This is a genomic window from Streptomyces sp. NPDC048257, from assembly GCF_043201855.1.
Classification (GTDB): Bacteria; Actinomycetota; Actinomycetes; order Streptomycetales; family Streptomycetaceae; genus Streptomyces.
In genome coordinates this window covers 1-22,679 of the sequence record NZ_JBICZI010000041.1, presented here as the reverse complement: position 1 = coordinate 22,679, position 22,679 = coordinate 1, and the positions used below count along the sequence as shown (strand labels likewise).

The 22,679-nt window shown below is 70.6% G+C and carries 21 protein-coding genes and 2 tRNA genes; 18 read left to right on the top strand and 5 right to left on the bottom strand.

Features of this window, described 5'->3' with window-relative positions:
* Positions 1–93 precede the first annotated feature (93 nt).
* Entirely contained in the window at positions 94–678 is a 585-nt protein-coding gene (locus ACGFZK_RS36755) for a biotin transporter BioY (protein WP_393853180.1), read from the top strand.
* A 79-nt stretch (positions 679–757) separates the two neighbouring features.
* Here ACGFZK_RS36755 and ACGFZK_RS36750 read toward each other — a convergent pair whose 3' ends face one another.
* Entirely contained in the window at positions 758–2,191 is a 1,434-nt protein-coding gene (locus tag ACGFZK_RS36750) for an amino acid permease (protein WP_393853179.1), read from the bottom strand.
* Between the two features lie 218 nt (positions 2,192–2,409).
* Between ACGFZK_RS36750 and ACGFZK_RS36745 the strand changes: the two genes are divergently transcribed.
* Positions 2,410–2,895, top strand: coding sequence for a ribose-5-phosphate isomerase (locus ACGFZK_RS36745; protein ID WP_393853178.1), 486 nt, complete (start codon positions 2,410–2,412; stop codon positions 2,893–2,895).
* A 259-nt stretch (positions 2,896–3,154) separates the two neighbouring features.
* Complete coding sequence (locus tag ACGFZK_RS36740; protein WP_393853177.1) at positions 3,155–3,961, top strand: Fpg/Nei family DNA glycosylase; 807 nt, start codon at positions 3,155–3,157, stop codon at positions 3,959–3,961.
* Positions 3,962–3,971: 10 nt separating this feature from the next.
* On the opposite strand, the gene ACGFZK_RS36735 is transcribed toward ACGFZK_RS36740, so the two are convergent.
* Positions 3,972–5,207, bottom strand: a complete 1,236-nt coding sequence (locus ACGFZK_RS36735; protein ID WP_393853176.1) for a GNAT family N-acetyltransferase — start codon at positions 5,205–5,207, stop codon at positions 3,972–3,974.
* A gap of 117 nt (positions 5,208–5,324) precedes the next feature.
* Between ACGFZK_RS36735 and ACGFZK_RS36730 the strand changes: the two genes are divergently transcribed.
* Positions 5,325–6,467, top strand: a complete 1,143-nt coding sequence (locus ACGFZK_RS36730; protein WP_393853175.1) for a PP2C family protein-serine/threonine phosphatase — start codon at positions 5,325–5,327, stop codon at positions 6,465–6,467.
* A gap of 114 nt (positions 6,468–6,581) precedes the next feature.
* Entirely contained in the window at positions 6,582–7,454 is an 873-nt protein-coding gene (locus tag ACGFZK_RS36725; RefSeq protein WP_393853174.1) for an ABC transporter ATP-binding protein, read from the top strand.
* Positions 7,455–7,573: 119 nt separating this feature from the next.
* On the opposite strand, the gene ACGFZK_RS36720 is transcribed toward ACGFZK_RS36725, so the two are convergent.
* On the bottom strand, positions 7,574–7,951 hold the full coding sequence (locus ACGFZK_RS36720; RefSeq protein ID WP_393853173.1) for a DUF4232 domain-containing protein: 378 nt from the start codon (positions 7,949–7,951) through the stop codon (positions 7,574–7,576).
* Between ACGFZK_RS36720 and ACGFZK_RS36715 the strand changes: the two genes are divergently transcribed.
* The 5 genes from ACGFZK_RS36715 (at position 7,929) to ACGFZK_RS36695 (ending at position 11,346) form a co-directional block, all read left to right on the top strand.
* Positions 7,929–8,237 carry a hypothetical protein gene (locus ACGFZK_RS36715; RefSeq protein ID WP_393853172.1) on the top strand — a complete coding sequence of 103 codons (309 nt, stop codon included), beginning with the start codon at positions 7,929–7,931 and terminating at the stop codon, positions 8,235–8,237. The genes ACGFZK_RS36720 and ACGFZK_RS36715 overlap by 23 nt on opposite strands.
* A 75-nt stretch (positions 8,238–8,312) precedes the next feature.
* The gene (locus ACGFZK_RS36710; RefSeq protein ID WP_393853171.1) at positions 8,313–9,701 is read left to right on the top strand and encodes a pyridoxal phosphate-dependent decarboxylase family protein; all 1,389 of its coding nucleotides are present in this window, start codon (positions 8,313–8,315) and stop codon (positions 9,699–9,701) included.
* A complete protein-coding gene (locus tag ACGFZK_RS36705) occupies positions 9,698–10,153 on the top strand; it encodes an HD domain-containing protein (RefSeq protein ID WP_393853170.1) in 456 nt (151 codons plus the stop codon). Before ACGFZK_RS36710 ends, ACGFZK_RS36705 begins: the two co-directional genes overlap by 4 nt.
* Before the next feature lie 176 nt (positions 10,154–10,329).
* Positions 10,330–10,524 carry a membrane protein gene (locus tag ACGFZK_RS36700; RefSeq protein WP_030008564.1) on the top strand — a complete coding sequence of 65 codons (195 nt, stop codon included), beginning with the start codon at positions 10,330–10,332 and terminating at the stop codon, positions 10,522–10,524.
* Positions 10,525–10,785: 261 nt separating this feature from the next.
* Positions 10,786–11,346, top strand: coding sequence for a TIGR04222 domain-containing membrane protein (locus ACGFZK_RS36695; protein ID WP_393853169.1), 561 nt, complete (start codon positions 10,786–10,788; stop codon positions 11,344–11,346).
* A 585-nt stretch (positions 11,347–11,931) separates the two neighbouring features.
* On the opposite strand, the gene ACGFZK_RS36690 is transcribed toward ACGFZK_RS36695, so the two are convergent.
* Positions 11,932–12,002: transfer RNA gene (locus ACGFZK_RS36690), tRNA-Gly, on the bottom strand.
* Between the two features lie 168 nt (positions 12,003–12,170).
* Between ACGFZK_RS36690 and ACGFZK_RS36685 the strand changes: the two genes are divergently transcribed.
* From ACGFZK_RS36685 to ACGFZK_RS36660, 6 genes are all read left to right on the top strand, one after another.
* Positions 12,171–12,247 (top strand) — tRNA-Pro (locus ACGFZK_RS36685).
* A gap of 165 nt (positions 12,248–12,412) precedes the next feature.
* Positions 12,413–13,810 (top strand): trigger factor, encoded by a 1,398-nt coding sequence (tig, locus tag ACGFZK_RS36680; RefSeq protein ID WP_393853168.1) that lies wholly within the window; start codon positions 12,413–12,415, stop codon positions 13,808–13,810.
* Between the two features lie 287 nt (positions 13,811–14,097).
* The gene (locus ACGFZK_RS36675) at positions 14,098–14,715 is read left to right on the top strand and encodes an ATP-dependent Clp protease proteolytic subunit (protein ID WP_393853167.1); all 618 of its coding nucleotides are present in this window, start codon (positions 14,098–14,100) and stop codon (positions 14,713–14,715) included.
* A gap of 55 nt (positions 14,716–14,770) precedes the next feature.
* A complete protein-coding gene (locus ACGFZK_RS36670) occupies positions 14,771–15,439 on the top strand; it encodes an ATP-dependent Clp protease proteolytic subunit (RefSeq protein WP_362591449.1) in 669 nt (222 codons plus the stop codon).
* 153 nt (positions 15,440–15,592) lie between these two features.
* Positions 15,593–16,879, top strand: coding sequence for an ATP-dependent Clp protease ATP-binding subunit ClpX (gene clpX, locus ACGFZK_RS36665; RefSeq protein ID WP_301371147.1), 1,287 nt, complete (start codon positions 15,593–15,595; stop codon positions 16,877–16,879).
* Between the two features lie 183 nt (positions 16,880–17,062).
* On the top strand, positions 17,063–17,338 hold the full coding sequence (locus ACGFZK_RS36660; RefSeq protein WP_393853166.1) for a hypothetical protein: 276 nt from the start codon (positions 17,063–17,065) through the stop codon (positions 17,336–17,338).
* A 44-nt stretch (positions 17,339–17,382) separates the two neighbouring features.
* Here the strand turns inward: ACGFZK_RS36660 and ACGFZK_RS36655 are convergent, their stop codons facing one another.
* On the bottom strand, positions 17,383–18,339 hold the full coding sequence (locus tag ACGFZK_RS36655; protein ID WP_393853165.1) for a hypothetical protein: 957 nt from the start codon (positions 18,337–18,339) through the stop codon (positions 17,383–17,385).
* A gap of 127 nt (positions 18,340–18,466) precedes the next feature.
* On the opposite strand from ACGFZK_RS36655, the gene ACGFZK_RS36650 reads away from it, so the two are divergent.
* Entirely contained in the window at positions 18,467–21,088 is a 2,622-nt protein-coding gene (locus ACGFZK_RS36650; protein WP_393853164.1) for a valine--tRNA ligase, read from the top strand.
* Between the two features lie 353 nt (positions 21,089–21,441).
* Positions 21,442–22,590 (top strand): sensor histidine kinase, encoded by a 1,149-nt coding sequence (locus ACGFZK_RS36645; RefSeq protein WP_393853163.1) that lies wholly within the window; start codon positions 21,442–21,444, stop codon positions 22,588–22,590.
* Positions 22,591–22,679: the final 89 nt, after the last annotated feature.

Genomic DNA, 22,679 nt, shown 5'->3' with positions numbered 1-22,679 from the left:
GTAGGGCTTTGTCCCGGGCAGCGGTAGGGCAACGGGAGACCGCGCACTAGCGTCGGTGATCGTCCTGCCACCCCCATCCCGTGGAGTCCCCCGATGAGCACTGCCTCCGTCTCCCTCCGGCCCGGCGCCGTCCTCGCCGATCTGCTGCCCGCGAGCCGCGTCCGTGACACGGCCCTCGTCGTCGGCGGCGCCGCGCTCACCGGGCTGGCCGCCCAGATCTCCGTCCAGGTCGACGGTCTGGCCGCGCCGATCACCGGCCAGACCTTCGCCGCGCTGCTCATCGGCACTGCGCTCGGCGCCGGCCGCGGCTTCCTGTCCCTCGCCCTCTACACCCTGGTCGGCATGGCCGGCGTGCCGTGGTTCGCGGGCGGCGGTTCCGGCGCGGGGGGCGCCACCTTCGGGTACGTCCTCGGGATGCTGCTGGCCGCCACCGTCGTCGGCGCCCTCGCACGGCGCGGCGGCGACCGCTCGGTCCTGCGGACGGCCGGCTCGATGGTGGTGGGCTCGGCCGTGATCTACGCGGTGGGCGTGCCGTACCTGATGGCCGTCACCGGGATGTCCCTCGGCACGGCCGTGGCGACGGGCATGGTCCCCTTCCTGATCGGCGACGCCCTCAAGGCCGCGCTGGCCATGGGCGCCCTGCCGACCGCCTGGAAGCTGGTCGGCCGCCGCGGCTGAGCGCCACCACCCCGAACGCACCGGAGCCCGGCCCGCCTTCAGGAGGCGGGCCGGGCTCCGGCGTACGTACACGGGGGGATCAGCCCTGCAGCGCCCGCTTGCGGCGGAAGTCCAGCACCACGCCGACGAGCACGACCAGCCCGGCGACCAGGGTGGACAGGGTGACGACCTCGCGGTTGGCGTCGTCCACGAACATGTAGCCGATCACGAACATGATCAGTGCGGCGGTGGCCCAGGTCAGCCACGGGAAGAGCCACATCTTCACGGTCAGCTTCTCCGGGGCCTCGCGGACCAGGATCCCGCGCATCTTCAGCTGGGTGAAGCAGATCACCAGCCAGACGAAGAGCGCGATGGCACCCGAGGAGTTGAGGAGGAAGTTGAAGACCGTGTCCTTGAAGGCGTAGTTGAAGTACACGGCGACGAAGCCGAAGACCGTGGAGCCCAGGATCGCGGCGACCGGCACGCCCCTCTTGTTGACCTTGGCGAACGCCTTGGGGGCGTCGCCGCGCTCACCGAGCGAGAAGGCCATGCGGGAGGCGGTGTAGAGGCCCGAGTTCAGGCAGGACAGCACGGCGGTCAGAACGATGACCTCCATGATCGTGCCGGCGTGCGCGATGCCGATCGAGTCCAGGGCCGCGACGTACGAGCCCTTCTCGGTGATCGACTTGTCGTTCCACGGGAGCAGGGTCAGCACGATGAAGATCGAGCCGAGGTAGAAGACGCCGATCCGCCAGATGACGGAGTTGGTGGCCCGGGTGACCGCCTTGCGGGGGTTCTCCGACTCGCCGGCCGCCAGGGTGACGATCTCGCTGCCCATGAAGGAGAAGACGACCATCAGTACACCGGTGAGCACGGCGCCGTAGCCGTTGGGGAAGAACCCGCCGGCGTCGGTGAGGTGCGCGAAGCCCGCGCCCGGGTTGTCGGAGCCCGGCAGCACGCCGAAGACGGCCAGCATGCCGACGATCACGAACGCGCCGATGGCGACGACCTTGATGCCCGCGAACCAGAACTCGAACTCGCCGTAGGAGGCGACCGAGCCGAGGTTGGTGGCGGTCAGCACCGCCATCACGATCAGGGCCCAGGCCCACTGCGGGACGGCCGGGATCCAGCTCTCCAGGATGGCGGCACCGGCGGTGGCCTCCACCGCGAGCACGACGACCCAGAAGAACCAGTAGAGCCAGCCGATGGAGAAGCCCGCCCAGCGGCCGAGCGCGCGGTCGGCGTAGGCCGAGAAGGAGCCCGAGTTCGGGCTGGCGGCGGCCATCTCGCCCAGCATCCGCATCACGAAGACGACCATCGCGCCGACCAGCGCGTAGGAGATCAGGATGGCGGGACCGGCCTTGGCGATGCCGCCACCGGAGCCGACGAAGAGACCGGCGCCGATGACGCCGCCGATGGCGATCATGGACAGGTGGCGGTTCTTGAGACCGGCCTTCAGACCGTCGGAGGGCTGGCCGTCACCGGGATTCCCGGTGGGGTCGCCTTCCTTCTGAAGGGTCGTCGTGGAGCTCATGGACGGATCCTTAGGTTCTCGGGTTGCGAGCCCCGGCATTCAAACCTGAGATGAACGCAGGACGGAAGACCTCAATCCGGATCGTTGCCTTCGGACGAACCTCCAGGACCCGGGTCCGCCCTGTCCCATCTGCGTTCTTTGGGTTTACTTGAGCTTTAGAAGTGACTTACGCGACACCCGCTGCGGGCTGTCGGGCCTCCTCGTGCCACACTCGTCCCATGCGCGTGTACCTCGGATCCGACCATGCCGGCTTTGAGCTCAAGAACCACCTGGTGGACTGGCTCAAGAACAACGGCCACGAGCCCGTCGACTGTGGGCCCCACATCTACGACGCGGTGGACGACTACCCGCCGTTCTGCCTCCGCGCCGCGGAGAAGACCGCCGCCGACGCCGGCAGCCTCGGCATCGTGATCGGCGGCTCCGGCAACGGCGAGCAGATCGCCGCGAACAAGGTCAAGGGCGTCCGCGCCATCCTGGCCTGGAGCGTGCAGACCGCCCAGCTCGGCCGTGAGCACAACAACGCCAACGTCATCTCCGTCGGCGGCCGGATGCACACGCAGGACGAGGCCGTCAGCTTCGTCGAGGCCTTCCTGGCGACCCCGTACTCCGACGAGGAGCGCCACACCCGCCGCATCGAGATGCTCTCCGCGTACGAGACCACCGGCGAGCTCCCCCCGATCCCGGCCCACCACCCGCAGGGCTGATCCCGCTTCCGGGCGGGGGGGCCCCCCCGGGGGGGGGGGGGGGGGGGGGGGGTTTTGGGGGGGGGGGGGGGGGGGGGGGGGGGGGGGGGGACCCCCCCCGCCCCCGCCCCCCCCCCCTATTCATTTTGACCCCCCCCCCCCCCCCCCCCGGCCCCCCCCCCCCCCCCCCCCCCCCCCCCCGCCGGGCCCCCCCCCGCGGCGGGCGGGCCCCCCCCCGGGGGGGCGCCACGGCCGTTTTCATTCTTCTCAGGAGTTCGCCGTGCCCGAGGGGCATACGATCCACCGCCTCGCCCAGGACCACGCCGAGCGGTTCGCGGGCCGGCCGGTCCGCGTCAGCAGCCCGCAGGGCCGCTTCGAGCAGAGCGCGGCCGTGCTCGACGGGCGGGAGCTGGACGGCGCCGAGGCGCACGGCAAGCACCTCTTCCTGGAACTCGGCGACGCCTGGATCCACATCCACCTCGGCCTGTTCGGCAAACTCGGCTTCGGCCCCGCGCCGGCCCCGCCCGCCACGGACACGGTCCGGCTGCGCCTGCTGAACGAGGACCACTACGCCGACCTGCGCGGCCCCACCGCCTGCGCGCTGATCGGCGAGGGCGAGAAGAAGGCGATACACGCCCGGCTCGGCCCGGACCCGCTGCGCGCGAGCGACGACCCCGACCGCGCATGGGCCCGGATCTCCCGCTCCCGCACCACCGTCGCCGCCCTGCTCATGGACCAGAAGATCGTCGCGGGCGTCGGCAACGTCTACCGCGCCGAGGTCCTCTTCCGGCACGGCATCGACCCGTACCGCGCGGGCCGCGACCTCACCCGCGGCGAGTGGGACGCCATGTGGGCCGACCTGGCCGCCCTGATGCGCGAGGGCGTGCGCAACAACCGCATCGACACCGTCCGCGACGAGCACCTGCCCGAGGCCATGGGCCGGCCGCCGCGCGTCGACGACCACGGCGGCGAGGTGTACGTCTACCGGCGGGCGAACCTGCCCTGCCACATCTGCGGCGGCGAGATCCGCACCGCCGACCTCGCCGCCCGCAACCTCTTCTGGTGCCCCGGCTGCCAGTCCCGCTAGCGCGGCCCCCCTAGAACCCGTGCGGCAGCCAGGGCGCCACGTCCCCGGCGAAGGCGCGCGAGGCCTCCGTGAGCGCTCCCGGGCGCAGCTCGCGCACCAGGCCGGCCGCGGCCAGCGAGGTGAGGGTGATCCCGCCCAGGTACGCCGATCCCAGCTCCCGGACCGACAGCTCCAGCTCCGCCGGATCCGCGGTCCGCGTACAGCGGGCGGCGCCCTTGGCATCCACCGCCAGCCGCCACCGCCCCTCGTTCCAGGGGCAGAACGCGTCCTCGACGGCCACGACCACGTCCATCGGCGCCGCGTACGTCCGCGCCTCCAGCGCCGCCGGCAGATCCACCAGCCGTACGTGCAGCGCGTCCCGCGTCCGCGGCCGCGACCGCCGGACGTCGCTCACCAGGTGCAGCACCGGATCGTCCACCGGCCGCCGAGGCGCCCGTACCGTCCAGGTCAGGTCGATCGAGAACAGGTAGCGCCACAGCGCCGCGCACGCCGCCGGGTCCAGCGCGTCGAGGTCGCGCACCTCGACCTTGCCCTCCGAACACGTCTGGTCCCACTCGGGCGTGACCCGGTAGCGGGCGTACCCGACCACCTCGCCGTCCTCCCGCTCGGCGACCACGCACTTCAGCGGCGACCCGCCGCCGCGCATCGAGGGCGGGTCCAGCAGCGGGAACCGCTCCCAGCCCGGCTGCCGGGCCGGCACGCCCGGCCGGGTGGGAGCCAGCGCCGCGTAGACCCGCTCGCAGTCGGCCAGCGCCTCCCGCGGGTCCACGAGGCGCAGCCGTATCCCGTCCGTCCCCGGCGGCACGGAGAGCCGTACGCGGGTCGTGTCGATGTCCAGCGACAGGGCGTAGGTGGCCGTGCCGTAGCCGAAGCGCCCGTAGATCGCCGGCTCCGAGGCCGTCAGCACGGCGAGCGGTTCGCCACCCGCCCGGACGTCGTCGAGCTGGCGCCGCATCAGCGAGGTGAGCACCCCGCGCCGGCGGTGGGTGGGGGAGACGCCCACCATCGAGACGCCGGCCGCCGGGACGAGCGCCCCGCCCGGCACGGAGAGACGGAAGGTGAAGGCGCCGGCCGAGCCGACGCAGGTGTCGCCGTTCCAGACGCCGAGCGAGCGGTCGGTGTCCGTCAGCGACTTGTAGAGCTCGCGCTCCTCGGGGGACTCGGGCACACCACCGAACGCCAGTTCCAGGTGGTCGTACCAGACATCCCACTCATCAGCCTGTAATACGCGCATCTCAAGAGCCATACGGCCATCCCTATCAGGGCAATCCGTGCCAGTCGACGCGTTTTCGGACGCCGTCGGGCGCCTGGTCCGGGGGTACCCCTGCGCATCCACAGCCAGGATGGATAAGGTCCCGATGCAATGGCCGGAGCACGCGTGGAATCCCTCATGGCCCGGATGCGCATGCTGTCGCACCGGGGGCGCACCGCCCTGCGCAAATCGGCCGTCGACTACTTCCGCGGCGACGCCTCGGACTGGCTCGCCTTCGGCGGACTGCTCCTCACCGTGCCCGCCATCACCTGCGGCACGCTGATGATGCCCGTCTGGTTCTCGCCGTCGGCGCTCGTCCTGCCCATCGTCGCCGGCGGACTGCTGCTGCGGCCCGCAAGTCTCCTCGCCCTGTACGCCGCCTCCGCGGCCGCACTGATCGTCGAAGCCCTCGTGCTGGGCCCCTACACCCTGGGCCCGGCGCGCGTCACTCCGGGCACCGTGCTGGTGGTCGCCGCCTGCGGCTTCTTCGGCCTGCTCATCGCCCAGTTCCGCAGCCGCGTCGGCGTGCCCTGGCGGCGCGGCGGCACCATGCTCTTCGACCTGCGCGAACGCATCCGCGTGCAGAGCAAGCTGCCCTCCCTGCCGCGCGGGTGGCACCGCGAGATGGCGCTGCGCCCGGCCGGGGGCCAGTCCTTCTCCGGCGACTTCGTGGTCGCGGCCCGCACCAACGGCGGCCGGACCCTGGAGATCGTCCTGACCGACGTCTCCGGCAAGGGCATGGAGGCGGGCTCCCGCGCCCTGCTGCTCTCCGGAGCCTTCGGAGGGCTGCTCGGCGCGCTTCCCGCGCACGGCTTCCTGCCCGCAGCCAACGGCTACCTGCTCCGCCAGGACTGGGACGAGGGCTTCGCCACCTCCATCCACCTGGTCCTGGACCTGGAGACCGGCGACTACGAACTCCTTTCGGCGGGCCACCTCCCCGCCCTCCAGCTCTCCGCCGGCACCGGCCGCTGGCAGGAGGTGACGGGCGAGGGCCCGCTGCTCGGCGTCTACGACGGCGCCGACTTCACCCCCGCCCGCGGCAACCTGCGCCCCGGCGACGTCCTGATGCTCTTCACCGACGGCCTGGTCGAGACCGCCGACCGCGAGATCAGCGAGGGCATCGACCGTCTCACGGGCGAGGCCGACCGCTACGTCGCCGCCGGCTGGGAGGGCGCGGCCTGGCACCTGATCGAGAAGGTCGCCAAGGACGTCAACGACGACCGCGCACTCCTGCTCATCCGCCGCTCCGCCTGAGCGGGGGTGGGGTTTGCCCCACCCCGGGTCCGCCGGACGGCGTCATGGCCGCCGGCCCACCATGATCCGTAGCGTCGGAGCCACCATCAGGACGGCGGCGAGAGGCGGCACACCATGGGGTTCCGACGGAGCAAGCGGCACGGCGGCACGCAGGACGAGCGGTACGACACCGCGGCGGCCGTGGAACTGCGCGGCGTACGGCGCACGTACGGACGCGGCGGCTCCACCGTGCACGCGCTGCGCGGCGTACGGCGCACGTACGGACGCGGCGGCTCCACCGTGCACGCGCTGCGCGGGATCGACCTCAGCCTGCCGCGCGGCAGCTTCACCGCCGTGATGGGCCCCTCCGGCTCCGGCAAGTCCACCTTCCTGCAGTGCGCCGCCGGACTCGACCTGCCCACCGAAGGATCCGTCCGGCTCGGCGGCACCGAGATCACCGGCATGGACGAGAACGAGCTCACCGAACTCCGCCGCGGCCGCCTCGGCTTCGTCTTCCAGGCCTTCAACCTGCTGCCGTCCCTCACCGTCGAGCAGAACGTACTGCTCCCGATGCACCTCGTCGGCGGCCGCTCGGCGCACCAGGGCCGGGCCCGCGCCGCCGAGCTGCTCGCCCGTGTCGGCCTGGAGGGCAAGGGCGGCCGCCGCCCCGCCGAGCTCTCCGGCGGCCAGCAGCAGCGCGTGGCCATCGCCCGGGCGCTGGTCACCCGGCCCGACGTGGTCTTCGCCGACGAACCCACCGGCGCACTCGACACCACCACCGCGGCCGAGGTCCTCGGGCTGCTCCGGGACGCCGTCGACTCGCTGCGCGCCACCGTCGTCATGGTCACCCACGACCCGGCCGCCGCCGCCCACGCCGACGAGGTGCTCTTCCTCGCCGACGGCCTGATCGCGGACCGCCTGCCGCGCAGCTCCGCGACGGCCGTCGCGGCCCGGATGACCGCACTCGCCGCCCGCCGTATCCCGCCGCACGCGGCGGCGGCCGCCTGAGCCGCCCGGCACGGGGCAAGAAGCGAAAGGGACGCCTGACGAAGACGCCCTGACCGAGACGCCCTGACGGAGACGCCCTGACCGAGACGCCCTGACCGAGACGCCCTGACGGAGACCCCCTAACGGACCGGCGGCCGCCACGGCCCGAGTCCCAGCTTCCCGGTGTTCCCGAGGTCGACCGGAGCGGAGAGCCGCAGCCACAGCCGGGGCGCGCCGGGCCGGGGCTCGACCTCCACGATCTTCGCCGTCGTGGCCGGCACCGCCGCGTCGGTGACGAGGTTGCGCCAGGCCATCACAAACGAGGCCGCCTGCCCCGGCGCCAGCGTCACCCGCTCCGGTGGCTCCTCCGCGGTCGTCACGCCCGTGGTGATCCCCTGCGTGCCGTGCTCCACCGTGACCGCCACCGGATCGTTGCGGTCGTCGCGCAGCGACAGCTGCGGGTAACCCTCCAGCACGTACGGCTGCTCACCACAGTTGAGCAGCTGGAAGTCCGCCACCCGCAGCCCCATCGCCGCGTTTCCGTCCCCCTCGACGAGCCGGACCCCGCCCTCGGGGCACGGCTCCGGCGAGGTCGGCCGCGAGGAGGGCGCGCCCCGGGCGGGCCCGGGCTTCGCGGTCACCGCCGTCGGGCCGGGAGCCGCCCTCGGCGCCGGCGGAGCCGCGCACCCCGCGGCCCCCGCCCACACGCCCGCCGCGACCAGCCCGGGTATCCACCGCTTCGTCAACCGGTTCGTCCACGGGTTCGTCCACCGGTTCGTCCGCCGCTTCGCGATCATCCGGTGAGCTTACGACGGCACGCGGGCCACTCCCCGCGGATTGGCCCGTCCCCCCGGCCCCGGCCGCGCCTACCGTGCCCTCATGGACCGCACGCTCGCCGCCGACCTCGCCCGGCTCCCCGAACTCCTCGACGCCACCCGCGCCGCCGCCGCCGACGCGCTCGCCACCCTGGACGCGCGTCCCGTCGTACCGCCCACCGGGAAGCCGTACGCCCCCGAACCGCTTCCGGAGGACGGCACCGGCACGGACGCCGCCCTCGCCGCCTTCCGCGACCGCTGGGAGCCGCGGCTGTCGGCCTCCGCGGGACCGCGCTACCTCGGCTTCGTCACAGGAGGCGCCACCCCCGCCGCCCTCGCCGGGGACTGGCTCACCGCCGCCCACGACCAGAACTCCAACTCCGCGCTCGACGGCGCCGGCCAGGACCTCGAACGCGAGACGGTGGACTGGCTGCGCGACCTCTTCGGCCTCTCCGCCGCCCACAGCGGAACCTTCGTCTCCGGCGCCACCATGTCCAACACCACCGGCCTCGCCATCGCCCGCGAATGGCTCGGCGAACGCCTCGGCGTCTCCCCGGCCGAGGACGGCGCGGCGGCCCTCGGCCCGGTCCGCGTGCTCTCCGGCGCCCCGCACTCCTCGATCGCCAAGGCCCTCTCGGTCCTCGGCCTCGGCCGCAACGCCCTGGTCCGGGTCCCCACCCTGCCCGGCCGCGAGGCCGTCGACCCCGCCGCCCTGGACCGGGCGCTGGCCGACACGCCCGGACCGGCCGTGGTCGTCGCCAACGCGGGCACCGTCAACACCGTCGACTTCGACGACCTCCCCGCCCTAGCGGCCCTGCGCGAGCGGCACGACTTCTGGCTGCACACCGACGCCGCGTTCGGCGCCTTCGCCGCCCTCTCCCCGGAGCACGCGCACCTCGCCCACGGCCTCGACGCCTCCGACTCCCTCTGCGTCGACCTGCACAAGTGGCTCAACGTCCCCTACGACAGCGCCGTCCAGTTCACCCGCCGCCGCGACCTCCAGGCCCGCGTCTTCCAGAACTCCGCCGCCTACCTGGGCCCCCTCGGCGACGACCCCGACCTCGTGCACCTCACCCCGGAGAACTCCCACCGGCTGCGCGCCCTCGCCGCCTGGTTCACGCTGCGCGCGTACGGCCGCCGGGGTCACCGGGAGATCGTCGAACGCGACATCGCCTGCGCCCGCTCCCTGGGCGCCGCCCTGGACGCCGACCCCGTCTTCGCCCTCCTCGCCCCGGTCCGCCTGAACGTCGTCTGCTTCACCCTCGCCGAGGCCCCGACCGCGGACCGGCTGGCCGCGCTGCGCGAGGCGGTCGCCGACGAGGTGTTCGTCACTCCGACCGTCTACGGGGGAACCGCCGCCCTGCGCGCCGCGTTCTCCAACTGGCGTACCACGCAGGCGGATGTACGCCGGGCAGCGGAAGCCCTCGGCGTAGCGGCAAGGGAGATCGCATGACGAACAGCCCCCTGACCCTCATCGAGGTCGAGGCACTGGCGCGCAGTGCGCACGAGGGCCAGACGGACAAGGCCGGCCGGCCGTACGCCGAACACCTCGCGGCGGTGGCCGAGGGCGTCCGGCTGCGCGGCGGCAGCCCCGAACAGCAGGCGGCGGCCTGGCTCCACGACGCCATCGAGGACGAGGCGCTCAGCCTCACCTGGCTGGACTCGGCGGAGCTCCCGCAGACGGTGAAGGCAATGGTCCTCGCGCTCACCAAGCGCCCGGGCGAACCGGTCGAGCAGTACGCGGCCCGCATCCTGGCCACCCCGGGCGCCCTGCTGGTCAAGGAGTCGGACCTCGCGCACAACGCGGACCCCGTACGGCTCTCCGTGCTGGACGACGCCACGCGCGACCGGCTGTCCGCAAAGTATGCGAATATCCGTTCCCTCCTCGGCCTCACCACCCCGTGACCCGTGCCCCGCGCCCGAAATATTCCTGTCGCACATCTGCTTGGCGGAAACAGAACCATGGCTATTCGTCACGGGGCGTATAGCCGAGGCCCGTTGGTGGGAGGATGGTCCATGTGGGGGTGTGCCTGGCCGTGCGCCCCGGGCCGACAAGGGGACGACCGAAGGTGTGATCAGTAGTGGCCATTTCGCTGTCAGTGGTGGTTCTGTTGGCGGTCATCCTGGTGGTGCTGATCCGCGGCAACCACATCAAGACGGGCCCCGCCATCGTCGCGGCGCTGTTCGGCTTCTTCCTGGCGTCCAGCTCGATCGCGGACGACGTGAACCGTTTCCTGAACTCCCTCGCGACGATGATCGCGAACATCAAACTCTGACCCCCGGGAACGGGTCCGGTCCACGGTGGCGTCAGCCGCTGCCCGGGGCCCGCTCCGCCCCTTCCATGACCGCATGGTGGAAGTCCCGCTCGGCGGCCCGGCACGGGGCGGCGACGCCCCTTCAGGAACTCCTGCCGCAGCCCGCCGTCCCGATGCTCCGCCCACTCCTGCTGCCCTGAGCTCACCATGCACCGTCTGTCGACGTGAAGGCCTGTGGGTGGGGAAGATGCAGGCTCGGTGCGTAGGGACGGGGGAGACGGTATGGCGAGGGCGTATCACCGGACGGGAGCGGGGAACGGCGGTGAGGCACTGGACCTGTACGAGTTCGCCTACCTCGCCGGCGGCGAGCAGCGGGTCGTGGAGACTGCGATCATCTCGCTCGTCGAGCGCGGGATGCTCTCCCTGAGGGCCGCTCGTCTACGCATCGTTGACGGAGAACGCCCCGAACACCCGGTCGAACTCGCGGTATTCGCCGCCTGCCCGCGGAGCAAGCGCGTCCAGGAGGTGATCGAGGCCCTCGCACACTGCGACGAGGTCGATGAACTCGCCCGCCGCCTCGTCTCCCTCGGCTGCGTGGGCAGCCGGCGACGCCGGCCCACCCGGGCGGGACGGCGACGCCTGGCGACCGCGGACCTTCCCGCGTACGTACGTTCGGGCCCCGTGGCACTCGACCCGGGCCCCGTCCGGTACGGACTGCTCAGCACCATCCCCGACGGCCTCGGGCGCACCCTGCGCCGCATGGGCAAAGCCCTCGACGACGATTCCGCTCCCACCACCGACAGCAGCCCGGACGGCGGCGGTGGCTCCGGCGGCGGCGACTGAGGCCACGGCGACCCACGGGCGAAGAGGTCCGTCACCTGCCGAGATCCTCATCTTGTCGAGGGCGAGGGCATAGATTCCCCCAAGGAGGAATACCGCCGGATATTGCGCCCAGGTGATGTTGTCGAGTGCCGCCGCCGGCGCCCCCGGTCCGCCCGTGAGCAGGCACTACGGGCCGCGGACCCGGATCGGCGTCTGCCACGCCGGCACCGTCGGCCACAACCGCGCTTGCCGCGGTGGCAGCGGACAGCGCACCCGAAACAAGGCTCTTCCTTACCGACCTTCCCCGATTCAACTGTTCATCCAGAGCGGCCCTGTTGCCGCCGTTGCGGCAGTCCGCTGCCGTACCACGGGATCGCAGAGGGGGTGGCTAGGGAACGGGTGACTGGCGAGGACGCGGCAACCACGACGTCAACACGTACTGGGTGCGGCGAAGTGCGGATGGCCGCGCCTGTGAAGGTGGTGGGGGCCGGCACTACGGACCGGGCACTCCTCGCTTGCGGGTCGTGAGCGGGGACGCGCAGGCCCCGGGAAAGACGAAGGGCCAGGTCGAGGAAACATCCTCTGACCTGGCCCTTTGTGCTTCAGAGCGGGTGACGGGAATCGAACCCGCGTAGCTAGTTTGGAAGACTAGTGCTCTACCATTGAGCTACACCCGCAACGCGCGCGCCGCAGGTCCGGGGACCTCGGCACGGACAGCATCTTAGCGGGTCGCTCCCGGTGGGTGCACACCACATTCGGCGCCGTGGCGGGGACCAGCCCGAAATGCCTCGGGAAACCCCGCGCATCAGAGTGTCTCCGGCCATGTACCCTACGTGTCGCACCGACGGGGTGTGGCGCAGCTTGGTAGCGCGTCCGCTTTGGGAGCGGAAGGTCGTCGGTTCGAATCCGGCCACCCCGACCAGCAGCAGTGTCTCCACAAGATCGCGTTGTGGGCTGATTGCCGCTTGCGGTTACTATGCAAGCTGCGTGCCCGTGTGTCTGATGTACCGGGCCGAAGTCCGCCGAACCGCTGAATCACAGCGTGACGGCAGAATCCCCAGCAGTCAGCCACCAAGGAGACCGAACCGTGAAGAGCGCCGTGGAGACCCTGAACCCGACTCGGGTTCGGCTCACTGTTGAGGTGCCCTTCGAGGAGCTCAAGGACAGCCTCGACGCGGCGTACAAGAAGATCAACCAGCAGGTCACGGTGAAGGGCTTCCGCAAGGGCAAGATCCCCGCCCGCGTCATCGACCAGCGCTTCGGCCGCGGTGCGGTGCTGGAGGAGGCCGTCAACGACGCCCTCCCGAAGTTCTACACCGAGGCGGTCAACGAGGCCGACCTGAACCCGCTGGGCCAGCCGGACGTGGACATCACGGAGCTGAAGGACGGCGAGATCCTGGCCTTCACCGCCGAGGTCGACGTCCGCCCAGAGATCGAGATCCCGGACTACTCCGGCATCGAGGTCGAGGTCGACGCCATCGAGGTCTCCGACGAGGACGTCGAGAAGTCCGTCGAGCAGCTGCGCGGCCGTTTCGGGTCCACCAAGGACGTCGAGCGCGCCGCGGCCGAGGGTGACGTCGTCACCATCGACCTCGAGGCCAAGGTCGACGGCGAGGTGCTGCCCGACGGCGTCGCCTCCGACGTCTCCTACACCATCGGCTCGGGCGAGCTCCTCGAGGGCATCGACGAGGCCGTCACGGGCCTGGAGGCCGGTGGCGAGACCACCTTCACCTCCCAGCTGAAGGGCGGCTCCGCCGAGGGCAAGGACGCCGAGGTCACCGTCAAGGTCACCAAGGTCTCCGCCAAGGAGCTCCCGGAGCTGGACGACGAGTTCGCGCAGGTGGCGAGCGAGTTCGACACCCTTGAGGCCCTCAAGGACGACAGCCGCAAGCGCCTCGAGAACATGAAGCAGTACGACCAGGCCACGCAGGCCCAGGAGCGCGTCCTGGAGAAGCTGCTCGAGCTCGTCGAGGTCCCGATCCCCGAGAAGCTCCTCGCGGACGAGGTCCAGACCCGCAAGCACAACCTGGAGCACCACCAGCTCGGCCAGATGGGTCTGACCATCGAGAAGTACCTGGAGTTCCAGGGCAAGACGGTCGAGGAGTTCGACGCCGAGACCTCCGAGCAGGCGATCAAGGGCATCAAGACCCAGTTCGTCCTCGACGCGCTGGTCAACAAGGAGAAGCTGGGCGTCAACCAGGAGGAGCTCACCGAGCACCTCATGCGCCGTGCCCAGTCCTCCGGCATGTCCCCCGACCAGTTCGCCCAGGCGGTCGTCGAGGGTGGCCAGGTTCCGATGCTGGTCGGCGAGGTCGCCCGCGGCAAGGCCCTCGCGGTCGTCGTCGAGGCCGCCAAGGTCGTCGACACCAACGGTGAGGTCGTGGACCTGTCCGACGAGGACGAGGACGAGACCGCCGAGACCTCCGAGACGGTCGAGGCCGCCGCGGACGGCGACGCCGAGGCGCCGGCCGACGAGGCCAAGTAACACCCTGAGGTAACACCGGGCGAAGCCCACCGAGCAGTGCCCCGAAGGGCCCGGACGCAGTCGCGTCCGGGCCCTTCGGCACGCCTCCCGAAAGGCCCCCGGAGCTTGCGCTCCGAGCGAACAGTTCGGGAAGCGGGATGGCGTTGTCCTACCTGCGCGTTAGGGTCCATGAATACGAGGGCACGTGAGTACCCGGGCGCCGGCGGACTCGTCCGCTCCGGCCGGACCGGGCCCCAGAACGAGACGCTGAGACGGCACATGGCCGTCGGAGACGAGCAGGTGGATACGTGACGAATCTGAAGCCTTACGCCGCGGGTGAGCCGTCCATCGGTGGCGGCCTCGGCGACCATGTCTACAACCGGCTGCTCGGCGAGCGCATCATCTTCCTCGGCCAGCAGGTCGACGACGACATCGCCAACAAGATCACCGCGCAGCTCCTGCTCCTGGCCGCCGAGCCGGAGAAGGACATCTACCTCTACATCAACAGCCCCGGTGGCTCCGTGACGGCCGGTATGGCCGTCTACGACACCATGCAGTTCATCCCGAACGACGTCGTCACCATCGGTATGGGCATGGCGGCCTCGATGGGCCAGTTCCTGCTCACCGGTGGCGCCAAGGGCAAGCGCTTCGCCCTGCCGAACACCGACATCCTGATGCACCAGGGCTCCGCCGGTATCGGTGGTACCGCGTCGGACATCAAGATCCAGGCCCAGTACCTGCTGCGCACCAAGCAGCGGATGGCCGAGATCACCGCGTTCCACTCGGGCCAGTCCGTCGAGGCGATCATCCGCGACGGCGACCGCGACCGCTGGTTCACCGCCGAGGAGGCCAAGGACTACGGCCTCATCGACGAGATCATCTCGGCCGCGTCCAGCGCACCGGGCGGCGGCGGCACCGGGGCCTGATCCCGGGACCCACCGTCAGTACCCAGCAGCCGACAGCCCGCAGAACGCCACCAGGATGGTGAACACCCAGATGCAGAACAACTTCTCCGCGAGCGGCCTCTACACCGGCCCGCAGGTGGACAATCGCTACGTGATCCCGCGCTTCGTCGAGCGCACCTCGCAGGGCGTGCGCGAGTACGACCCGTACGCGAAGCTCTTCGAGGAGCGCGTGATCTTCCTCGGCGTGCAGATCGACGACGCGTCCGCCAACGACGTCATGGCGCAGCTGCTGTGCCTGGAGTCGATGGACCCGGACCGCGACATCTCCATCTACATCAACAGCCCCGGTGGCTCCTTCACCGCGCTGACGGCGATCTACGACACGATGCAGTTCGTGAAGCCGGACATCCAGACGGTCTGCATGGGCCAGGCGGCCTCCGCCGCCGCGGTCCTGCTCGCCGCCGGTACCCCCGGCAAGCGCATGGCCCTGCCGAACGCCCGCGTGCTGATCCACCAGCCCTCCGGCGGCACCGGCCGTGAGCAGCTCTCCGACCTGGAGATCGCGGCCAACGAAATCCTGCGCATGCGCGACCAGCTGGAGACCATGCTGGCCAAGCACTCGACGACGCCGATCGAGAAGATCCGCGACGACATCGAGCGCGACAAGATCCTCACGGCCGAAGACGCGCTCGCGTACGGCCTGATCGACCAGATCGTCTCCACCCGTAAGAGCAGCGCGGTCTGATCCTTGCCACTCGTTGGCGTGAGCACGTCGCCGGATTGGGCGATGTGAACCACGTCAAGGGGGCCCCGCTCGGGGCCCCTGGCAAGGTACCGTCGGATATGAGGCACCAGGAGCGCTGAACCAGGCGTCTCCCAGGCGAAGGGGAAGCACCTCGTGGCACGCATCGGTGACGGCGGCGACCTGCTCAAGTGCTCGTTCTGCGGAAAGAGCCAGAAGCAGGTGAAGAAGCTCATCGCAGGACCCGGTGTGTACATCTGCGACGAGTGCATCGACCTCTGCAACGAGATCATCGAAGAGGAGCTCGCGGAGACCTCCGAGGTCCGGTGGGAGGAACTCCCCAAGCCCCGTGAGATCTACGAGTTCCTGGAGAGCTACGTCGTCGGCCAGGAGCCGGCGAAGAAGGCGCTCTCGGTAGCGGTCTACAACCACTACAAGCGGGTTCAGGCCGGCGAGAACGGCGGCGCGCAGGGCCGGGACGACGCGATCGAGCTCGCGAAGTCCAACATCCTGCTGCTGGGCCCCACGGGCTCCGGCAAGACGCTGCTCGCGCAGACCCTCGCCCGGATGCTGAACGTCCCGTTCGCCATCGCCGACGCGACGGCGCTGACGGAGGCCGGGTACGTCGGCGAGGACGTCGAGAACATCCTGCTGAAGCTGATCCAGGCCGCCGACTACGACGTCAAGAAGGCCGAGACCGGGATCATCTACATCGACGAGATCGACAAGGTGGCCCGCAAGAGCGAGAACCCGTCGATCACGCGCGACGTGAGCGGCGAGGGCGTACAGCAGGCCCTCCTGAAGATCCTGGAGGGCACGACCGCCTCCGTACCGCCGCAGGGCGGCCGGAAGCACCCGCACCAGGAGTTCATCCAGATCGACACGACGAACGTGCTCTTCATCGTGGGCGGCGCGTTCGCCGGCCTGGAGAAGATCATCGAGTCGCGTGCGGGCGCCAAGGGCATCGGCTTCGGGGCGACGATCCGCTCGAAGCGCGAGATCGAGGCCAGCGACCAGTTCCAGGAGGTCATGCCGGAGGACCTGGTGAAGTTCGGGATGATCCCCGAGTTCATCGGCCGCCTCCCCGTGCTGACCTCCGTCCACAACCTGGACCGCGAGGCCCTGCTCCAGATCCTGATCGAGCCGCGCAACGCGCTGGTGAAGCAGTACCAGCGGCTGTTCGAACTCGACGGTGTGGAGCTGGACTTCGAGCGCGAGGCGCTGGAGGCCATCGCGGACCAGGCGATCCTCCGCCAGACGGGCGCGCGCGGCCTGCGCGCCATCATGGAAGAGGTCCTGATGTCGGTGATGTACGAGGTCCCGTCCCGCAAGGACGTGGCCCGCGTGGTCATCACCTCGGACGTGGTCCGCTCCAACGTCAACCCGACGCTGGTGCCCCGCATCGTCCCGAAGGACCAGGGCCCGCACGAGAAGTCGGCCTAGCCGCACCAGGCATCACACAGGAGGGCCGCTTCCAGCCAGATGGCTGGCAGTGGCCCTCCTGTCATGGGGTGACCAGCCAAGAAGTGCGAGACTCGGCCATAAGTTCGATTCCCCATGGAACTCCTTCCCCCTAACGGGTTGGCTACCGACTGGTAGAAATCACAACCCGCAAGGAGTAGGTGCATGAGCAAGACGCGACGGATCATCGGGATGGCGGCGGCGACGGCAATGGCGGGTGCGCTGCCCGTGCTCGCGGCATCGCCCGCGCAGGCTACGTCCGGGGACTGCACCAACTACATGCGGAACTTGGGCTACAACGTCGGATCCAACGTCATCAGCGCTTGCAACCACGGTGAGGGTGGCTTCGTCGGCGAGCAGGTCTGTTTCAACATCCTGATCCAGCTGAGCGTGAAGTGGGACGACGCCAGGGAGGCGTGCTACCAGGCGGCGCGTGACTGACGTCATGACCCAAGGGCCCAGCGCGTGCTGGGCCCTTGCCGATATCAGGCCTTGGTGCGCGAGGTGTTGTAGAGCTTCGCTGTCAGGGTTGCTACCTCGTCGAGGGTGCCGCTGCTCCCGCCGAGAAGGAACGTTGCCGGGTCGGCGGCGTTGACGCCGACCAGGGTCGAGTGGTCGGCCCAGGCGCAGGAGGGGACCTCGATGTCCTTCGGCGTCTTGCTCGTGGGCTTGGTGCTGATCATCTTGATGTTGGCGCACTTCATTACGGCGCCCTTGAATCCGGCCGGGCTGAACTCCTTCGGAGTTCCAACCAGTTCGTACTTGAAGCCGAGCTTCTCGGTTTCCTTGTTGTTCTGGCCGATCCCGGCGTAATAGCCGTCGACCGCCTTCTCCGGGTCGGCGATCTCGCCCCAGAGGCCGTTGGCCGCGAGCTGCTTGCCCTTCCCGTCCGTACCGATCTGGTATTTGGCGGTCGCGTTGTGTGCGTTCTGCACACCGAGTGCCTCCGCCTTGGCCTTGCCCTCACCAGTGACCGGGGCGTCGGCCGCAGGGGCACCAGAGGCGTCCGGCGCCTTCTGATAGCTGTCGACGGCAGCGGGGTAGGACAGCTTGTAGCCCTTGGTGTCCGCGGAGATGGTGCCGCCCGCGCCGCCGCCCAGGAGGTACCAGCCGCCGCCCGCGATCACCGCGACCGCGACGACCACGCCGATGATCACGCCGGCCTTGGACTTCTTCGGGGGCTGCCCGCCGTACGGAGCCTGCTGCTGCGGGTAGCCGTACGCCGGCGTCGGCGGCTGCTGCGGGTATCCCTGCGGCGGGACGCCCGGCTGCTGCGGGTAGCCGTAGCCCGGCTGCGGGGCCGCGGGCTGGCCGTACGGGCCGGGCTGGGGGGCGGGCTGGCCGTACGGACCGGGCGGCGGCGGGGGCTGCTGCCCGTACGGTCCCGGCTGCTGGGGCTGCTGGGGCTGCTGGCCGTAGGGCCCTGGCTGGTTGTAACTCATCCCGCGTCCCCCAATGAGGTTGCTTATACGTTTCACACATCCTGACGGAAGCCTGGTGCGGGCAGGGCGGCGGGCCCCGGGAATACCGGTTTCATGACTGGACTGTTACCGCTCTAAACTGTGCCCCGTGACCGAGAACACGCAGACACCCAGCAGCCCCGACTCCGAACTGCCGACCACGTACGCGCCGGCCGAGGTAGAAGGGAAGCTCTACGAGCGCTGGGTAGAGCGCGGTTACTTCGAGGCGGACGAGAAGAGCGAGAAGCCCCCGTACGCCATCGTCATCCCGCCGCCCAACGTCACGGGCAGCCTGCACCTGGGCCATGCCTTCGAGCACACGCTGATCGACGCCCTCACCCGCCGCAAGCGCATGCAGGGCTACGAGACGCTGTGGCAGCCCGGCATGGACCACGCCGGCATCGCCACGCAGAACGTCGTCGAGCGCGAGCTCGCCAAGGAGGGCAAGTCTCGCCACGACCTCGGCCGCGAGGCGTTCGTCGAGCGCGTCTGGCAGTGGAAGGGCGAGTCCGGCGGTCAGATCTCCGGCCAGATGCGCCGCCTCGGCGACGGCGTCGACTGGTCCCGGGAGCGTTTCACCATGGACGAGGGCCTCTCCGAGGCCGTCCAGACCATCTTCAAGAAGCTCTACGACGACGAGCTGATCTACCGCGCCGAGCGCATCATCAACTGGTGCCCCCGCTGCCTGACCGCGATCTCCGACATCGAGGTCGAGTACCAGGACGACGAGGGCGAGCTCGTCTCGATCCGCTACGGCGAGGGCGACGCGTCCATCGTCGTCGCGACCACCCGCGCCGAGACGATGCTGGGTGACACGGCCGTCGCCGTCCACCCCGAGGACGAGCGCTACAAGCACCTCGTCGGCACCGAGATCGAGCTGCCGCTCACCGGGCGCCGCATCCCGGTCGTCGCGGACGAGCACGTCGACCCCGAGTTCGGCACCGGCGCCGTCAAGGTGACCCCGGCGCACGACCCGAACGACTTCGAGATCGGCCAGCGCCACGGCCTGCCGAACCTCGCCGTCATGGACGAGCACGCGATCATCACGACCCACGGCCCCTTCCAGGGCCTGGACCGGCTGGAGGCCCGCTCCGCCATCGTCGCCGCGCTGCGCGCCGAGGGCCGGATCGTCGCCGAGAAGCGCCCGTACACCCACTCCGTGGGCCACTGCTCGCGCTGCAAGACCACCATCGAGCCGCGTCTGTCGATGCAGTGGTGGGTCAAGGTCGGCCCGCTCGCCAAGGCCGCCGGTGACGCGGTCCGCAGCGGTGACGTCAAGATCCACCCGCAGGAGATGGAGAAGCGGTACTTCGACTGGGTCGACAACCTCCACGACTGGTGCATCTCGCGCCAGCTGTGGTGGGGCCACCGCATCCCCGTCTGGTACGGCCCGAACGGCGAGGTCGTCTGCGTCGGACCGGACGAGCAGCCTCCGGCGGGCGAGGGCTGGACCCAGGACACCGACGTCCTGGACACCTGGTTCTCCTCCGGCCTGTGGCCGTTCTCCACGCTCGGCTGGCCGCGGCAGACCGACAGCCTGGCGAAGTTCTATCCGAACGCCGTCCTGGTCACCGGCTACGACATCCTCTTCTTCTGGGTCGCCCGGATGATGATGTTCGGCCTGTACGCGATGGACGGCACCCCGCCGTTCCACACCATCGCCCTGCACGGCATGGTCCGTGACGAGCGCGGCAAGAAGATGTCGAAGTCCTTCGGCAACGCGGTCAACCCGCTGGACTGGATGGACAGGTACGGCTCCGACGCGGTCCGCTTCACCCTGGCCCGCGGCGCCAACCCGGGTGTCGACGTCCCGATCGGCGAGGACTGGGTCCAGGCCTCCAGCAAGTTCGCCAACAAGATCTGGAACGCCACGCGTTTCGCGATGATGAACGGCGCCACCGTCGAGGGCGAGCTGCCGCCGGCCGAGCAGCTGTCGGCCACCGACCGCTGGATCCTGTCCCGGCTGAACAAGACGGTGGCCGAGGTCGACGCCTTCTACGAGGACTACCAGTTCTCGAAGCTGTCGGACGCCCTCTACCACTTCGCGTGGGACGAGGTCTTCGACTGGTACGTCGAGCTGTCGAAGACGACGTTCTTCGCGGGCGGCGAGCAGGCCAAGGTCTCCGCGCGGGTCCTCGGCGAGGTCCTGGACGTCACGCTGCGCCTGCTGCACCCCGTGGTCCCCTTCGTCACCGAGACCCTCTGGACCACGCTCACCGGCGGTGAGTCCCTCGTGATCGCCGACTGGCCCAAGGACAGCGGCTTCCGCGACGAGGCCGCCGAGACCGAGATCGGGAACGTCCAGAACCTCGTCCGCGAGGTCCGCCGCTTCCGCAAGGAACAGGGCCTCGACGACAAGCAGAAGGTGCCGGCCCGTCTCGACCTGTCCGGTACGGCGCTCGCCGCGCACGAGGCGGCCATCCGCCAGGTGCTGCGCCTCCAGCCGGAGGGCGACGCCTTCAGCGCCTCCGCGACCCTCCCGGTCGCCGGCGCCACGGTGGCCCTCGACCTGTCGGGCACGATCGACGTCGAGGCCGAGCGCAAGCGTCTGACGAAGGACCTCGGCGCCGCGGAGAAGGAGAAGCTGCAGGCCGAGGCGAAGCTCGGGAACGAGGCCTTCCTGGCCAAGGCCCCCGACAACGTCGTGGACAAGATCAAGGGACGGCTGTCCAAGGCCGAGGCGGACATCGCCCGGATCAAGGACCAGCTGGCGGGCCTGCCGGCCGCCTAGTGCTGTGGCCGAAAGGTTTGCCGGGTCGCGGCGTCCGGTGCGGTGCATCGCCAGGCGGAGGGCCACCGCTCGTACTGGACGTCCTTCCGTGGTCCGACAACGCCGCGAGGTGCCGTGCCGGGCGTCGCGACCCGGTGAACCTTTCCGGTCACAGCACTAGCGTTCCCGTAGGCACACGAGAAGGCCCCCGCGCCGTCGGTCGACGCGGGGGCCTTCGCCGTATCCCCAACTCCGGGACGGCGGCGTCACAGCAGGCGGCGGGGGACACGGGGCCTGTCCGAAGTGCCCGAAATCACTGCGTTTTCGGGACCGGGTGATCCGAACGGGTGCGCTGACCACGGATGATGGAGGGCATGCGCGTCAAGCCCGTCGTTCCGGCCTTCGACCGGCTGGTGGCCTCCGGCCGCCGGCTCACCGAGAGCTGGGCCGGGTCTCCCCGGGCCGTGGACGTGCTCACGGCGCTCGGCTGCCTCGGCCTGATGGCCCTCGACCTGCCGGGCCTCGCCGCCGCCGACAACTCGCTGACCGGGCCCGCCGCGGCCGTGGTCCTTGCCCTCGGCTGCGCCGCCCTGGTCGTGCGACGCCGGCAGCCCTGGATCTCGTACGTGGCCGCGCTGCTGTTCATCGGGTGGCTGCACGAGCTGACCCTGATCCAGTTCGCCCTCTACTCGGTCGGCCGCTACCGCGGACGCCGGGCGGGCATCCTCGCCACGCTCGGGTACGTCGCCTTCGCGCTGGTCATGTTCGTCCTGCCGGGCTGGCCCGAGCCCCAGGGGCAGACCCTCAGCGGCTTCCTCAGCCTGGTCGTGCCCATCGGGGTGCTCGCCTCGGCGGTGGGCATCGCCGCCTACCGGCACGACCTGGTGGGGGAGCTGACGGCGCGACGGGCCGAGTCCGCCGTACTCCAGGCCGTCCAGCAGGAGCGCACCTCCGTCGCCCGCGACGTCCACGACTTCGTCGGGCGCGAGCTGACCCTGCTCACGGTCCGCTCCGAGGTGCTCTCGATGCGGGCGCGCGAGACGGCGTACGGACCGGACTTCGAGGAGCTGGCGGACACCGCGCGCCGGGCCCACCTGGTGCTCAACGAGATCATCGTGCAGCGCGGGGAGCGGGCCCCGACCCCGGGTGTGGACGGGCTGGCGGCGCTCGCCGAGGAGAGCGGACGGGCCGGTTCGCCCGTCCGGCTCGCCATGGACCAGGACGTGCACGGGCTGTCGCCGCTGCGGCAGGCGGCCGTCTACCGGGTGGTGCAGGAGTGCCTGACCAATGCGGCCAAGCACGCGCACGGGGAGACCATCGACGTGTCGATCACGGCGGACGGCCCGCGGCTGCGGATCGCCGTCAGCAACGCCCTGCCGGCCCGGACCCCGGGCCGGGCCCCCGTCTCGGCGGGCTCGGGCACGGCCAGCATGTCCGAGCGCGTCCGCAGCCTGGGCGGGACCCTGACGGCGACCCGCACGCAGGGCGTGTACGAGGTCGTCGCCACCCTTCCCAGGGGCTAGATGAATGAGTCCGATGTCTGTGCTGGCCGCGACCATGGCGAAGGGCGCCCGTTGACCTGAGTGTGACTTCTGGCCTGGACGCCCTTCTG